15 protein-coding genes and 3 pseudogenes are annotated in these 14,293 nt (G+C 63.0%); 3 read left to right on the top strand and 15 right to left on the bottom strand.

Annotated elements, in window-relative coordinates:
• Both ACWGS9_RS30355 and ACWGS9_RS30360 read right to left on the bottom strand, forming a co-directional pair.
• Positions 1 to 249 (bottom strand): annotated as a pseudogene (locus ACWGS9_RS30355) (mandelate racemase/muconate lactonizing enzyme family protein); the annotation flags it as partial.
• A pseudogene (locus tag ACWGS9_RS30360) lies at positions 165 to 868 on the bottom strand (DUF3363 domain-containing protein); the annotation flags it as partial. The pseudogenes ACWGS9_RS30360 and ACWGS9_RS30355, both read right to left, overlap by 85 nt.
• 67 nt (positions 869 to 935) lie before the next feature.
• On the opposite strand from ACWGS9_RS30360, the gene ACWGS9_RS30365 reads away from it, so the two are divergent.
• Positions 936 to 1,610: a protein-L-isoaspartate(D-aspartate) O-methyltransferase gene (locus tag ACWGS9_RS30365; RefSeq protein ID WP_454508705.1), complete on the top strand. Its 675-nt coding sequence runs from the start codon at positions 936 to 938 to the stop codon at positions 1,608 to 1,610.
• Between the two features lie 340 nt (positions 1,611 to 1,950).
• Here the strand turns inward: ACWGS9_RS30365 and ACWGS9_RS30370 are convergent, their stop codons facing one another.
• The 11 genes from ACWGS9_RS30370 to ACWGS9_RS30420 form a co-directional block, all read right to left on the bottom strand.
• A complete protein-coding gene (locus ACWGS9_RS30370) occupies positions 1,951 to 2,256 on the bottom strand; it encodes a hypothetical protein (RefSeq protein WP_454508706.1) in 306 nt (101 codons plus the stop codon).
• A gap of 472 nt (positions 2,257 to 2,728) precedes the next feature.
• The gene (locus ACWGS9_RS30375) at positions 2,729 to 3,472 is read right to left on the bottom strand and encodes a type II toxin-antitoxin system HipA family toxin (protein WP_454508736.1); all 744 of its coding nucleotides are present in this window, start codon (positions 3,470 to 3,472) and stop codon (positions 2,729 to 2,731) included.
• Positions 3,376 to 4,014 (bottom strand): HipA N-terminal domain-containing protein, encoded by a 639-nt coding sequence (locus ACWGS9_RS30380; RefSeq protein WP_454508707.1) that lies wholly within the window; start codon positions 4,012 to 4,014, stop codon positions 3,376 to 3,378. The genes ACWGS9_RS30375 and ACWGS9_RS30380 overlap by 97 nt, the downstream gene beginning before the upstream one ends.
• A complete protein-coding gene (locus ACWGS9_RS30385; protein ID WP_454508708.1) occupies positions 4,011 to 4,343 on the bottom strand; it encodes a helix-turn-helix domain-containing protein in 333 nt (110 codons plus the stop codon). Before ACWGS9_RS30385 ends, ACWGS9_RS30380 begins: the two co-directional genes overlap by 4 nt.
• A gap of 140 nt (positions 4,344 to 4,483) precedes the next feature.
• Entirely contained in the window at positions 4,484 to 5,353 is an 870-nt protein-coding gene (locus tag ACWGS9_RS30390; RefSeq protein WP_454508709.1) for an aldose 1-epimerase, read from the bottom strand.
• Positions 5,354 to 5,358: 5 nt separating this feature from the next.
• On the bottom strand, positions 5,359 to 6,114 hold the full coding sequence (locus ACWGS9_RS30395) for an SDR family oxidoreductase (protein ID WP_454508737.1): 756 nt from the start codon (positions 6,112 to 6,114) through the stop codon (positions 5,359 to 5,361).
• Between the two features lie 7 nt (positions 6,115 to 6,121).
• Entirely contained in the window at positions 6,122 to 6,853 is a 732-nt protein-coding gene (locus tag ACWGS9_RS30400; RefSeq protein WP_454508710.1) for an ATP-binding cassette domain-containing protein, read from the bottom strand.
• A 4-nt stretch (positions 6,854 to 6,857) separates the two neighbouring features.
• On the bottom strand, positions 6,858 to 7,835 hold the full coding sequence (locus tag ACWGS9_RS30405) for an ABC transporter permease (protein WP_454508711.1): 978 nt from the start codon (positions 7,833 to 7,835) through the stop codon (positions 6,858 to 6,860).
• A gap of 79 nt (positions 7,836 to 7,914) precedes the next feature.
• Entirely contained in the window at positions 7,915 to 8,892 is a 978-nt protein-coding gene (locus tag ACWGS9_RS30410; protein ID WP_454508712.1) for a sugar ABC transporter substrate-binding protein, read from the bottom strand.
• Between the two features lie 23 nt (positions 8,893 to 8,915).
• Positions 8,916 to 10,118: a mandelate racemase/muconate lactonizing enzyme family protein gene (locus tag ACWGS9_RS30415; protein ID WP_454508713.1), complete on the bottom strand. Its 1,203-nt coding sequence runs from the start codon at positions 10,116 to 10,118 to the stop codon at positions 8,916 to 8,918.
• Between the two features lies 1 nt (position 10,119).
• Positions 10,120 to 10,839 carry a FadR/GntR family transcriptional regulator gene (locus ACWGS9_RS30420; RefSeq protein WP_454508714.1) on the bottom strand — a complete coding sequence of 240 codons (720 nt, stop codon included), beginning with the start codon at positions 10,837 to 10,839 and terminating at the stop codon, positions 10,120 to 10,122.
• Positions 10,840 to 10,943: 104 nt separating this feature from the next.
• On the opposite strand from ACWGS9_RS30420, the gene ACWGS9_RS30425 reads away from it, so the two are divergent.
• Positions 10,944 to 11,843, top strand: coding sequence for an SMP-30/gluconolactonase/LRE family protein (locus tag ACWGS9_RS30425; RefSeq protein ID WP_454508715.1), 900 nt, complete (start codon positions 10,944 to 10,946; stop codon positions 11,841 to 11,843).
• 527 nt (positions 11,844 to 12,370) lie between these two features.
• Positions 12,371 to 12,879: pseudogene (locus ACWGS9_RS30430) on the top strand (OB-fold nucleic acid binding domain-containing protein); the annotation flags it as partial.
• A gap of 72 nt (positions 12,880 to 12,951) precedes the next feature.
• On the opposite strand, the gene ACWGS9_RS30435 reads toward ACWGS9_RS30430, so the two are convergent.
• Together ACWGS9_RS30435 and gloA2 are read right to left on the bottom strand one after the other, a co-directional pair.
• Positions 12,952 to 13,542: an SOS response-associated peptidase gene (locus tag ACWGS9_RS30435; protein WP_454508716.1), complete on the bottom strand. Its 591-nt coding sequence runs from the start codon at positions 13,540 to 13,542 to the stop codon at positions 12,952 to 12,954.
• Positions 13,543 to 13,680: 138 nt separating this feature from the next.
• Positions 13,681 to 14,064: an SMU1112c/YaeR family gloxylase I-like metalloprotein gene (gloA2, locus tag ACWGS9_RS30440; protein WP_454508717.1), complete on the bottom strand. Its 384-nt coding sequence runs from the start codon at positions 14,062 to 14,064 to the stop codon at positions 13,681 to 13,683.
• Positions 14,065 to 14,293: the final 229 nt, after the last annotated feature.

Genomic DNA, 14,293 nt, shown 5'->3' on the forward strand with positions numbered 1-14,293 from the left:
TTGCCAGGGAATCACGTCCTCCAGCCAGGCAGGAACATATTTCTCGATACGACGCGACAGGCGTATGCCGTCCTGCAGCGAGATGTGGCCGACATGGTCGATGGCTAAAGGGATCTCGTATCCGATGACCTCGCGGACCTCGTGGATATATTGCTCGAGCAGTTCTATCCCCTTTTCGCTGAAATGCAGGCCCGTGAACGGGTGCTGCACGTTCTGCGCGTCGTAGGCGAGATTGCGGGCCTTGCGCTCCCGCGGGCCATGCCGGTAATGTGCTGGCCGGAGCGCTTCTCGCGCGCTGGTTGCCAAGGCACGAGCTGGAAGCCGACACCGTCGTCAATCATGGCAAAACGGCCGGAGGCGATATTAGCCGCACCTACCAGCCGGCCGCTGACGTGTTCACTAGTCCGAGCGTAAGCCGCTACATCACGCGAAGGGCGAAAGTGCGACGGATCCTCGATCGCCGTCATGAACGAGAGCGCCGTCACCGGCCCGACGCCGGGGATTGCCATGAAGTGCCGACACCGCTCGCCGCGGGCGACGATCTTCACGACGAGATCGTGCAACCGGCAGTGTTCTCGCCGCAGCGCGGCGCGCGCCGACAGCACGGCGTCTATCAGCTCGGCCGACAGCGGATCGTCCGCCACAGCGCGGCGCACCCTGGTCGAACGCTCCGCGTCCGACCATGCTCAAGCGGACGCCGAACGAGTTCAGCGAATGCCGGATGGCGCTCTCTAGGTCGAGGAGCTTAGTTGCGCCGGTGGGTTAGCAAAGCCCCTTGCGGTAGCAACTTGCCGACTTAACACCGGCCCCCGCGAATCCAGCGCGTACTTTTCAAATGGGCAATGCCCAGCGCATCTGCCATGTCGGTTACGGTGACGAGACGAACAGGATATAAAGCTATTCGGCAGCAGCCGGTCGAGGAAAGCCTCACCGTCATGAAACCGATGAACGAAGAGCATCTTGCGATTCTACGCAGGCACATGGTCGAGATGATTGCGATCCATGCCGACCTTGCAAGCGAAGAACTCGGTAAGGCAACGCTCGATGAGCGGGTGATGGCATCGATGCAGCGGGTCCCTCGACATCTCTTCGTGCCAGCTGCGGTCGCGCCTTATGCATACCAGGACATGCCGCTGCCGATCGGCTTCGATAAGACCATATCGCAGCCCTTCATCGTCGCTCTGATGACCGATCTGCTTACTCCCCAACCGCACGAAACGGTGCTCGAGATCGGGACTGGCCTGGGCTATCAATCCGCGGTCCTTGCGGAACTCGCAGGACAAGTTTGGAGCGTCGAAATCATCGAGGAATTCGCAGGCCATGCCGAGACTCTGCTGCAGGGACTGGGCTTCTCGAATGTCGCCATTCGTGTCGGAGATGGCTCTCGCGGCTGGCCCGAGCACGCCCCGTTCGACAAGATCCTGGTTAGCGTGGCGGCTGAGCGAACGCCGCCGGCATTGTTGAATCAGCTCAAGCCAGGGGGACGCCTTGTTCTGCCTTTGGCGTCTGAAGAAGGACAGTTTCTGACTGTCATCGACAAGGATGCTGCCGGGCAACTCGAGACTCGGAAGCTCATCCCGGTTCGGTTCAGCCGACTTGAAACCATCTAATGAGGTGCGCACAACTGGCGCGACCTCGCTTTTCCGACCGTCGGCCAGATGCTGGCGGCTGCTCTTCTCGTCGCAATCCTCCGACTGTCAAACTCGATCCTCGTAGAACTCAATGGGGAGACCGTCGGGGTCTGCCACGAAAGTAAGCCTGATGCTTGAAGCTCCCCAGCCATTCAGATCAGTTTGCGATAGATGCTAATTTTTTCAAGGCGTACAATACAGCACCGCTGCGCTTGCGCCATTGGTCAGACCGATTGTCGTGACGAGACCTGTCCCTTTCCCCGCCGGGCAGAGTGCTCCCAAATGCAGCGGAGTTCTAGCGGTAGACGGGCCGGGTCGTTCACCTAAATCTGCCTAGAAATTGGCTAACGTACAAATCCACCAAGCCGCTGACGCGCCAACGGTATAATCGTGCGGCGACTCTTTCGCGCCCCATAATAGTCTCTGCATGTTCTGTTGCGAGTTTGAGTAGCGTCTCGGAGACTTCCTGCGCCGACCAGCCTTTGACAAGGGAGGCCTTCACCAAAGCTTCAAACGCGGTCCCAAGGGCAACCTCGCAGTTGATGGCGCGGTCGGGGCTGCCCTCAGGAAGCAGGGGCGATTCGATTGGTGGAATCGCGGTCATGCATCCAGAAAGCTCAAACATGGAAAATCGTTCCGCATGGCCGCACGCGGGTAGGGGTGATGCGCCCTACCGCCGGCGGCTGACCATCATCCCCGGTTGCGGGCACGTCTGGGAACCTTTCCTTACAGGCCATGTTGATGTTTGGACGTGCATCTTCCGCCAACCGGAGCGCGCGCCGCGTCGGGATGGGATTGTCGCCTGTCACCGCAAGGTGAGAGAAGCCGGCTTTCCTTAGGAGGTCCCGACGAAGAGCCCGCCCAACGCCAGAAGAGCGGGCGCTTTCATTGAGCCCTTGCCATCCGAAAGCATCTAAGGAATATAATCCTCCCCGGTGCGGTGACCATTTCACCGAGGTCGCCAGTGTCGAACAAATACCCCCCTCGTCGAAGACACGCTCGGCAAGAAGCTTGCGGGTTGGCTGGAGCAGTTCGGCATTCGCACAATTGGCGGTCTAGACACCTTGCTTCATCAATGCAAATCCGCGCTATCGACCTCACTGCAGCGCCCGTTGGGCGGCCTGGCGTTCCGAATGTTCGAACGCGTCGGTGAAGCTTTCGAGTTCCTGGGAGGTCATGCCAAGCTCCCCCCCATCTTCCCGCCATCTGGCGACTGCGCCTTCGACCTGGCCCAGGATTTCCCTCGCCCGATCGCGGCTGATCCGGAAATAGGCGATCACGGACATCAGCGCATCGATGGTTGCTTCGGGCCCCGTCTCCTCGGAAACCCAGGTCTTGAGCTCGCGCACACGCTCCGGGAACGGATTGATGTCGAACGCGGGCGCAAGGCGCCATTGCCCGCGATCCACATGGAGAAAGCCGTGATTGTGGAGGTGGTCATCGACGTTGGTGATGAGGATGGAGAAGGCGATGCGCCGCCAAAGCTCCTCGATATCGGCCGCCGGCTGGCTACCGTGCTGGCGTAGGGCGTCGACGAGCTCGGTATAGCTATGCTCGCCGGCGTCCCCCCTCTCGGCGCCGATCATCGTGGCTGCCGAGACATACATCAGACGATTGCCGTTCGGGGTTCGGTCGAAACGGCGGATCAGCGCCACGGGGGCGCCATCGCTGTCGATCAGACGTGCTTCCGCCGCGTCGATGCCAGCCTTGCGGGCCAATATCATGGCTAGCACTTCGCCCTTGGTCACGGAGCGCTCGTCGGCCACACTCGGAAACTTGCCAATAGCGAGCCGTCCGTCATCGTCGAGAACGGTGCATTTCGGACGCAGGCCGCCAGCGATGTGCCGCGTCCGCGCAGATAGGCAAGGTCAGCCGCCGTCTCCGTGTTGGTTTCGACGGCGCGCGTGGCTGTGAGGAGTTGACCGATCTCAATGAGCGGCGGTGTTGTGCGCCGTCCCTCGTCGACGGTCCTTTGATAGTGCCCCTCCTCGTCTTGCAGGCGCAGCGCGCCAACACGGCTCATGTCATCGACCGCCAGCAGGTAGTCCATCGCGTTGAGGGGCCGTGCCTCGGTCTCGTCTCCAACCCGGCGTGCCTCATGACGACGCTTGGCGTGGTCGCGCTGGATCACGCGTCGCCCCCATCCGTCCGGCTCGGTGTCGGCGATCGCGTCGTGGAACACGGATCCGTCGCGCGCCTTGCGATGATACTGCGGGCCGGCGACGAGAGGCAGGCCGGGTTCGATCGAGAACCTGCTTCGCCCTGCCAGCCAACTTGCATCATATTCAAATGCCGCGCTTTCCCGCGCGCCCTGCTGGTCGTAACGCAGCATACCCAGCGGCGTCGCTTCCTGGCCGAGATGGACGGCAATGGAACGCCTCATGGCGAACTCGGCGCCTTCCGCACCCTTATCCTCTTTGGCATGCGTTCGGCGTCGAGGAGCAGGCCCTGATCGTCGCGTTTGGGATCGACGATCTCGGTCAGAGCCTCATCAAAGCCCAGCACGAAAAAAGTCATGGCGTAGGCGCCCATGGCGACCGTCGGGTCGCCTTTTTCGATCTTCAGGTAGGTGCTCTTTGCGATCCCCAGCCGTTCTGCCATCATCATGATGGTCAGGCTGCGCTTCTTGCGGGCAAGCGCGATGTCAGCGCCCAGCTTGCCGAGCGCTCTCTTGACCTTGGGAGGTAGCGTATCAATGACGGTTGAACGCATGTTGGTCTCATACAAGCTGCCATAATCGTCTTATGGTCGTGTATATAAGACCTTAAATGATTTTTGTCGAGGGTCGCATTGGAATGACCGAATATTGATCAGGCCTTTGCCCTGACAAAGGGGCGCACGTCATCGCTGGGCTACGGTCCGATGGAACTCCAGCCCAGCCGCATGCTAGCGCTCAAGATAGCCCCGTCTTCGAGCGGCGTCAGCCCCTCGCCGTGATGCGCGTCGACGGGATGCGAGACGGGCTCGAAGCAGAAGAAGCCGGAATTCGGCGACGGCGAATAAAGGATGTACACACCCAGTTCCGGCGAGGCGGTGAGCGTGATCGCAATCCCCTGCCCTGGCTGGACGATGGTGGCGTGCCCGTCCCAGCCGTCGAAGCCGTTGTTCACCCAGCCTTGCGGCAGCAAGGCGGCCTGCGAGAAATCCCAGGCCGGGCGCTCGCCCATCGGCACCACGCCAACAGGCAAATGGCGCTCGTCCTCCAGCCAGACATGGCTGGCCTTTGCCTGAAGCGTGGTCGCAGCGGAGCGCGGGAACCAGGGATGGAAGCCGAGGCCGTAAGGCAGGCGCATCTCGGCGCGGTTCTTCACCGTCAGCCTCGCCTCAAGTGCGCCGTCGCGCAGCGCATAGGTGACGGTGGCGCTGTAGCGGTAAGGGTCGATCGCGCCATCATCGAGCACCAGGTGCGCCTCGGCCTCGGTGCGGCCGGCGAGCCGCCACGGTTTCTGGAAACCGTCGCCATGGATCGGGAAGGCCTCCCCTGGCACATTCGGCTCGACTGGATGAAAGCGGCCGTCGAAAGAGAAGCCGCCGCCCGAAATGCGGTTTGACCATGGCACCAGCAGTTGGCAGCCGGAGGTGCCGGTGCCGTCCCCCGGCTTGAGCAATGGAACCGGCGCATCCTCGGCGATGAGTGCATCGAAACGGGCGATCGCGGCGCCGTTCTCCGGTGCCAATACCAGCCTCGCCCGGCCGTCGCGCAGTATCACGAAATCGGTCACCGCTTTCACCAGCCAGCGTCGATGGCGATGTTCTGGCCGCTGATCATGTCGGAGGCCGGTGAGACGAGGAAGAACACGAGATCGGCGACCTGACGCGGCTCGATGCGCGCCTTGATGCACTGGTTCTCGAGGATCCAGTTATTGTACTCTTTGAGCCGGTCGCCGAAGACGCGCTCCTCGGCCTCCGAAACCACCGCGCCCGGCGACACGGCGTTGACCCTGATGCCGTGCGGACCGAGTTCCCGCGCCAGCGATTTGGTCAGGCCGAGCATGGCGCCCTTCGAGGCGACATAGGGCACGTAGCCGTCCCAGCGGCCGTTCAGCGTTATCGAGCAGAAGTTGACGATCTTGCCGTAGCCCTTCGCCTTCATGCCCGGCGCGCAGGCCCTGGCCAGCGCGAAGGCGGCCGAGGAGTTGACTCGGATCTGATCCTCATACTCGGTGAGCGAAAATTCCTCGAACGGCCGGTTGATGATCAGCGCGGCGTTGTTGATCAGGATATCGATGCCGTCTTCCCTTTGCGCGAGCGCCGCGACAGCCGCTTCCGCCTCCGCGAGATGGTTGAGGTCGCAGCCAACGTAGGCGATGTCGCCGCCGGCCTCGCCGGCCAGCGCCTCTACGATCTTTGGCCCGTCCGCGATGTCGGGGCGGTCGAGCACCAGGACGCGCGCGCCAGCCCGCGCCAGCGTCACCGCCTGGGCCCGGCCGAGCGAGCCCAGTCCGCCCGTCAGCAGCGCAACACGATCGGCAAGCATCGTCATCACCGCCTTACAAGACGCCATGGACTTCATCGATCGAGGTGTCCTCGATGCGCTTGTCCAGCACCACCTCGCCACGCGCCATTGCCACCACGCGGTCGCAGCATTCGAAGACGTGATGCATGTTGTGGCTGATGAAGACGCCGGTGACGCCCTGCTCCTTCAGGCCGCGCACGAAACCGATCACCTTTTTCGTCTCCTTGACCGAGAGATGGTTGGTCGGCTCGTCGAGGATCATCACCTTCGACTTGAAATGCATCGCGCGGGCAATCGCTACGCCCTGGCGCTGGCCACCGGAAAGCTCGCCGACAAGCGCTTCGGGCGAGCGCAGATGCAGGTCGACATTGGCGATGGCGCGGATGCTTTCTTCAGCCATCTTCTTCTGGTCGAGGATGCCGACGCCGAGGACCGAGAGGCGGGTCGGCTCACGGCCGATGAACAAGTTCCTGGCGATCGACATGGTTGGAACCATGGAATTGTATTGGTAGATGGTCTCGATGCCGAGATCCATCGCGCCGCGCGGGGTGGCGATCGAGACCGGCTTGCCCTCGACCTTGATCTCGCCCTGGTCGGCGCGGTGGACACCGGACAGGATGTTGATCAGGGTAGACTTGCCGGCGCCGTTGTCGCCGACGAGGCCGAGCGCCTCGCCGCGCTTGAAGTCGAGGGTCACGCCCTTCAGCGCATGGACGCCGGAATACCATTTGTGGAGATTGCGCACCGAGATGATCGCGTCGGCCATCGCTTCAGGCCTCCATCTTGATCGCCTTGGCGCGCTTGCGCATCCAGGCATTGGCGACGACCGCGAAGATGGTCAGGAAGCCGATAGCGAACTTGAACCAGTTGGCGTCGACATGGCTGAGCACAAGACCGTTGTCGATGACGCGGATCAGCGTCGTGCCGATGATGCCGCCCATGACCGTGCCGATGCCGCCGGCGAGCGAGGCGCCGCCGATGACGGCCGACGCCACTGCCTGCAGTTCCATGCCCTCGCCGATCGACGGCAGCGGCGAGCCCAGCCGCAGCACCTGCAGCATGCCGGCAAAGCCGGACAGGATCGAGCAGAGCATGAAGCAGATGATCTTGACCCTGCCGGTCGGGATACCCATCGAGGCGGCGGCCGGCAGGAAGCCGCCGGTGGCCTTGATCCAGTTGCCGAAATTGGTGCGCGACAGCATCAGCGATGTGAGCACGGCTATGCCGGCAAACCACAGGAACGACATGCGGAACATGTTGCCGGGGCCGACGAAGGAGGTGAACAGCCAGTTGGGCAGGTCCGCCGGCAGCAGTGGCGGGAAGCCGCCCGAGACGACCACGGTGAGCGAGCGCGCCATGAACAGCATGCCGAGCGTGGTGATGAAGCTGGGGATCGCGAAGCGGATGGTGATGTAGCCGTTGATGAAGCCGATCGCCGCGCAGACCAGCAGCCCGGCAAGCAGCGCCGGCGGGAACGGCCAGCCATGCACCATCAGCACCGCCATCGTCATAGGCATCAGCGCGAAGACCGAGCCGACCGAGAGGTCGAACTCGCCGCTGATCATCAGGATGGTGACGCCGATGGCGACGAGGCCGGCCTCCGGCAGGATGCCGAGGATGCCGCGCAGATTGTCGGCGTTGAGGAACACGCCGTGCGAGCGGACCTGGAACACCACTATGAGCAGCACCAGCAGGATCAGCCCGGCCAGTTCCGGTTTTTCGAGATAGGTCTTGAACAGGCGCTTCAACGAAAGGCTCCGGCGGTTGATTTTCAAGACGGATCGGCGGCGCCACGCGCCGCCGATCGAAGAGCTGTCGGCAGGAGACTTAGCGCATGCCTTGCGCGGACAGCGCCATGATGCTGTCGGCCTCCTTCGGCCGCACGATGCCCTGGCCGGTGTCGATGTCGGAAGGAGCCAAGCCGATCTTCTTGTTGAGATAGGCCTCCATCACCGGCATGAAGCCCTGCATGTAAGGCTGCTGGTCGACGAGCGCCTGAACATAGCCCTTTTGCATCTGCTGCAGCACCTCGGGCACCAGGTCGAAGCCGCCGAGCAGGACCTTGCCAGGCGCCACGCCGCGATCGGCCAGCACGCGCGCCACGCCGGCGCACCAGAAGCCGGTGTCGAAATAGGCCGTGGTGTCGGGATGCGCGTTGAGATAGGCGCCGACGCGGTCGGAGGTGATGGCGAGGTCGGTGCCGCTGTCGATGCGCTCCCACGACACGTCGCGGTCCTTCTGAGCGGCCTTGTATTCCTCCAGGAACTGCATGACGCCTGCGCCACGGCTTTCCGACCAGTTCTGGCCGGGAGCGGAAATGCCGACCAGCACCTTGATCGGGCCGTCCTTCGGGAAGTTCTCTGAAATGGCCTTGGCGAGCGAGTAACCGGCCGGCTTGAAGCCCTGGCCGACGAAAGCCTGGCGCGCATTGCCCTTGGCGCCTTCGGTGTCGTCGACATTGACCGCGATCACCAGCACACCGGCGTCGCGCGCCTCCTTGATGACATCGTCGAAGGCATGGTCGTCGACGATGGAGGTTAGAAGCGCGTCTGGCCTGGCGGCAAGCGCGGCGCGCATATTGGCCACCTGCTGCTCGACCGAGCCCTCGGTCTGGGTGAAGACCATGTTGCAGTTCGCCTCGACCTTGGTGCAGGCATCGTCAAAGCCCTTCTTCACCGCCTGCCAGAATGTGTTCGAGGCCGAGGAATGGTGGGTGAAGACGATGTTGAGGCCGTCGGCGCGGGCGGCGGATTGCCCGCCAAGCAGGGCTGCGCCAAGCAGAAGCATTGCAGTCAGTTTTCTCATGTCTGTTCCTCCCGTTGATTCTCTCAGATGTCCGCCTTGTCGCTGACGCGGCGGTGGACGGTGTAGGCCTTGCCAAGATCGGGGTTGAGCGCCAGCCCGAGTCCAGGTCCAGGCGGCACGGTGATCATGCCGTTCTTCACTTCCGGCAGCGCGGTCACCAGGTCGCGGTACCAGGTACGGTAGAAGGCGCGCACGCTTTCCTGGACGAGCGCGTTGGGGGCATTGAGCGACAGATGGGTGGACGCGGCAAGAACGACGGGACCGGTGCAGTCATGCGGCGCCACCGGCAGCCGCCAGGCCTCGGCCATCGAGGCGATCTTGCGCGCCTCCGACAGGCCGCCGCACCAGGAGATATCGAGCATGACGATGCCGGCCGCCCCGGTTTCCAAAAGGTCGCGAAAAGCCCAGCGGCTGCCTAGCGTCTCCGAGGCCGAGATCGGCGCCGGGCTCGCGGCGGCGTAACGCTTCAGGTCGCCGAGGCTGTCCATGCGGATTGGATCCTCGTGCCAGTAGGTGGCGAAGGGCCTCAGCGCTTCGGCGATCTTGATCGCCGGCAGGAGCTGCCACATCGAGTGGAACTCGACCATGATGTCCATCTTGTCGCCGACGGCTTTGCGGATTTTCTCGAAAGGTTCGAGCGCGGCCGTCAGGTCGGCCGCGGAAATGTCGTTGCCGCGCGTCTTCTCCGCCGCGTGGTCGAACGGCCAGATCTTCATGGCGGTGATGCCGTCGGCGAGCAGCTCCTCGGCCAGTTCGCCGGCGCGGGTGAGGAAGGCGTTGAGATCATCGTAATCGCGCCCGGCGCCGATGCCGTAATTGGCGGTCGTCTGGCCCTTGGCGTCCTTGATGTACTCGGTCCCGGCGCAGGTGTTGTAGGTGCGGATCCATCGGCGGCTGAAGCCCCCGAGCAACTGCGCGACCGGCTGGCCGGTGGCCTTGCCGAAAATATCCCACAGTGCGATGTCGAAGGCGGAGTTGCCGCGCACCTCGGCGCCGCTGGAGCGGAAACCAAGATAGCCGACCAGATCGGCGGCGAGCAGATCGATCTGCAGCGGATCGCGGCCGATGACGCGCGGCGCGACATATTCGTGCAAATACTCCTCGACGGTGCGCGACAGGTAGAAGGTTTCGCCGAGCCCGGTGATGCCCTCGTCGGTATGGACCTCGACCCAGAGCAGGTTCGGCCGCTCCTCGATGCGGACGGTCTCGATGGCGCTGATCTTCATGTCAGGCGATCCCCGCATCGAGCAGCGCCTTGACGCTCTTGTCAAAATGCTCAGCCATGTGCTCGGCCGCCAGCCGCGGATCGCCCTTGAGGATCGCCTCGGCGATATCCTCGTGGCCCTTGATCATTTTCAGCTGATCCTCGTCGGACGAACGGGTTCGCCAGCCGATCACCCAGGTGCGCCGCGTGACCCCGCTGAAGGCGGTGACGATCAGTGAGAAGACCGGGTTGTGCGAGGCCGCGGCGATCACCTCGTGGAAGGCGATGTCGTGCTCCATGACGAGCTCGGGGCTCTTGAAATTCTCGCGCATCAGCCGGGCGGAGTTGGCGATGGCGGCGGCTTCGGCCTCGGTGCGGCGCAATGCGGCGAGCGCCACGGTGCGCATCTCGATCGTGCGCCTGACGTCATAGACCTGCTGCACGCTGATCTGCTGGGTGGTGATGCCATGCTCGATCACCATCGACATGGCGCCTGTGTCGAGCTTGGCCACGGTGGCGCGGCGCCCGGCGCTCATGTCGATCAGGCGCATCGCCGAAAGAGAACGGAAGGCCTCGCGCACGACGGTTCGCGAAACATTGAGCTGGCGCGTCATGGCGGCCTCGCTGGGCAGCGGATCGCCGGGCGCAAGACCTTCGGAGCGAATATGCTGGGTGATTGCCTGGATCGCCGTGCTCACCAGGCCGGGGCTCGGCTCGGCCGCTGTGTCCGTCGGATCCTGCATCTCTCTCCCCAAAACCTGTATGACAGGTTGATACCTAATTGCTCATAATTCAGTCACAAGATATATGTCAAGTTGATTTCTGGATGCCTGCCTGGAGGAGCCTCATGCGCGAAACGAGAGCCAGCTTGATGTTCGACGCGCGCGACGTGGTCGGCGAAAGCCTCATCTGGGATGAGCGGCGCGCAAGACTGGTCTGGGTCGACATTATCGGCCGTAGGATCCATCGGCTCGATCCGGTGAACGGAGCGCATGAGAGCTGGCCGACTGGCGACCTCGTCACCTCGATCGGCCTGCGCGCGGACGGCGGCGCGATCGTCGGGTTGCGGAAGGAAATCGCGCTATGGGATTTCGATGGGCCGTTCCGGACGCTCGCGACGATCGAGCCCGACAGGCCGGGAACACGGCTCAACGAGGGCGTCGTCGCGCCGGACGGTTCGTTCTGGGTCGGCACGATGGCCAACAATATCGGGCCGGACGACGCGGCCGTGGCGATCACAAGCGATGAGGGCCAGCTTTACCGGGTCGGCCCGGACGGCGATGTGACGCGCCTTAGCGAGAACCGGTTCGGCATTACCAACACAATGGTGTGGCTGCCCGGCGGACGCTTCGTCACCGCCGACACGATGAAGAACGCTCTCTACAGCTATGGCTGGGACAAGAGCGCGGCATGGCCCAGCGAACCGCTTCACTTCTTCGCCGGTTTCGAGCGCGGCCTGCCAGACGGCTCCTGCCTCGACGCCGAAGGTTACATCTGGAACTGCCGGGTCGCGGGCGGCAGCTGTATTGTCCGCATTGCGCCCGATGGCGGGCTGGACCGGATCGTCGAACTGCCTTGTTCATGGCCGACAAGTTGTGCCTTCGGCGGCGCCGATCTCGACACGCTATTCGTCACCTCCGCACGGTTTACGATGAGCGCGGAACACATCGAGGCGCACCCGCACGAGGGCGGGCTTTTCGCGCTACGGCCGGGCGGTCGGGGTGTATGGGGCAACCGCTTCGGTTAGGCTTGTCTGCAGTTCATCCGCAGGGCACGTCTGGCGCGAAGCGGACGCCGGCCTTTGCCGGTCAAAAAGGGGTCCGCGATATCCGGGGTGAACGGCGGTCCGAAACGCGTTTTTGATCTTTGGTTCGCCGGGTGCTCATAAGACCCCGAGCGCCCAAGAATAGTTTCCGCCGGCACGGCCTTGGCCGCCAATGTCCACGCCGTGACAGGCACGACCGGTCAACCAGCCAAACCATCAGAACCCTCAAACCGGAAATGCCATCCCAGGTCATTCCAGCTCTGCGGGCTTAGCCTTCAACCCGGAGGCCAAGCGGCACCTCTCGCCGGGGGCGGCGGTCCCGCGTCGCTTCGCTCCGCTCCTTCGGCACCCTGTTAACCGGTCTCGAGGTCACGAACGTGCTCCGGCGACGAAATGAGATCCGTCTGAATTTCGGACATTTCATCGCCTCGGCTTTGTGCGCCGTTTTTTCCTTTCGCCGCCTGCGCGGCAACGAACGGGAACGATCACTCCTGACTCGGTGTTTTTTAGGCGGCGAAGTGGTCGAGGACTATGGCCATGTCGGCCTGTCGCTGCGCGCCCATCCCGTGCCCTTCTTGCGCGAAGACTTGCGGCGCTGGCTCGAGGCCGCCGGCATCGTGCTGGTGCGCCGCGCCTCGGCAGCGCCAAGGGCGTCATGTTCATCACCCTGGAGGACGAGACCGGCATCGCCAACCTCGTCATATGGCTCAAGGTGTTCGAGCAGTATCGCCGTGTCGTCCTGTCTGCCGGCATGATCGCCGTGCGCGGCCGAATCCAGCGCGAGGGCGACGTCGTCCACCTCGTCGCCCAACGGCTCACCGACCTGTCGGCCGACCTCGCCAGCGTTGGCAATCGAGGCACCGCGTTTCCGCTGCCGCATGGAAGAGGCGACGAGTTCAATCGCGGCAGCCCGACGCCGGATCCGCGCGGTCTTCCGGCCAGGATGCGCACCCGCGACATCTACATTCCGGACCTGCACATCGACACGATCAGGGTGAAGCCACGCGATTTCAAATGAGGCATCGTGGGTTGAAGTGTCTTTGCGCAATTGCCGGAAGTTGGCGGCCGTCAGCCCTCGGAGCGCGGTCCGTCAGTCGCTCCCCGGCCGAACCGTTTCAACATGCAGCGTGCCTGCCGGCGACGGCTGAAGCAACTCGGCTTCCGTCTTCGTCAGGTAGATCCAGTGTGCCCAGTCCTGCGGCTTCAACACCACGATCTGCCGGTCGTGATAGGGCTGTATGTCCGGCCCAGGGTCGGTCGTCAGCATCGTGAAGGCCGGCCGCGCTTCGCCCTGCCCTTCCCAGATGCCGGCGATCGCCATGAACGGGTCATCTTTCATCGTGAAGCGATGCTTTGCTTTTGGATATTTCTTGCCGGTGAACTCGAAGAAGGCCGAAGCCGGAATGAGGCAGCGATTGCTCTTGGCGAAGCTCCGGCCCTCGGAGCGGAAATTGAAGACCGGTCCGCCGCGCGGGTTCGATGGCGGGAAGCTGAAATTCATGGGCACCAGTTCGATGCCGTTGCCCGCCGCCCGCATCACCGGTCCTATGTCGTTGACCTTGATGTCGTCGGCCTGGGGCAGATCGATTTCGGTCTGCTGGGTTGGAATACCGAGCTCGAGCCTCTGCATCATCTTGCAGTATTCGGCCCAGCGAATGTGTTGCTCGTAGTCGTTGCACATCGGCGCGACCCGGCTCCTCGTTGATGCGACGATGCCGTCAAGCTCGTGACCGAGCCGCTGGAGACGCACCCGAGTTGGCGGATTGCATCTGCCGACTGCCGTTCCCACCTCCGATGAGTCGCGAAGGCTAACCGCTCCTTATGGGGCTTCGTAGAGTTCCAGCGGCAATCCATCTGGGTCGCTGAAAAAGGTAAACCGTTGGTCTGTATATGGGTCGATCCGGATTGGCTCAACGGCAACGCCGGCGGCTTCTAGGCGCATAATTACGAGATCAAGATTCGCCACAGCAAATGCCAGATGTCTCAGACCTGTCGCTTCCGGATGGGACAGCCGCATCGCTGGTGAAGGGAAGGAGAACAATTCCAACTGGACGGACCCGATCCGCAGATCTGCCTTCCATGACTGCCGCTCTTCCCGATAGAACTCCCGGATCAGATCGAGGCCGAGGAGTTCGACGTAGAACCGTCGAGACCGGTCGTAATCGGTGCAGATGAGCGCGACGTGGTGAATGGCGTTCAGCATACTAAGAACTCTACCCAAGGTGGGATTTGAGGCCAAGGTCACCGTCGACTACACGGCACTCGCCTCGTCATCTGCTCCCAATCGGTGGCATGATGTTACCGCCAGAGCGCAACCAAATCCGCATTTGGCGCACCGTGGCATAGGGCGATAGCGAATTCATAGTTCGCATTCCTGTCAACGCCGGGGAGCCACCGTCTTTTCTACGCTATGGCACGATCCCGCGCGCCAG

The organism is Mesorhizobium sp. Arg314 (assembly GCF_053714275.1).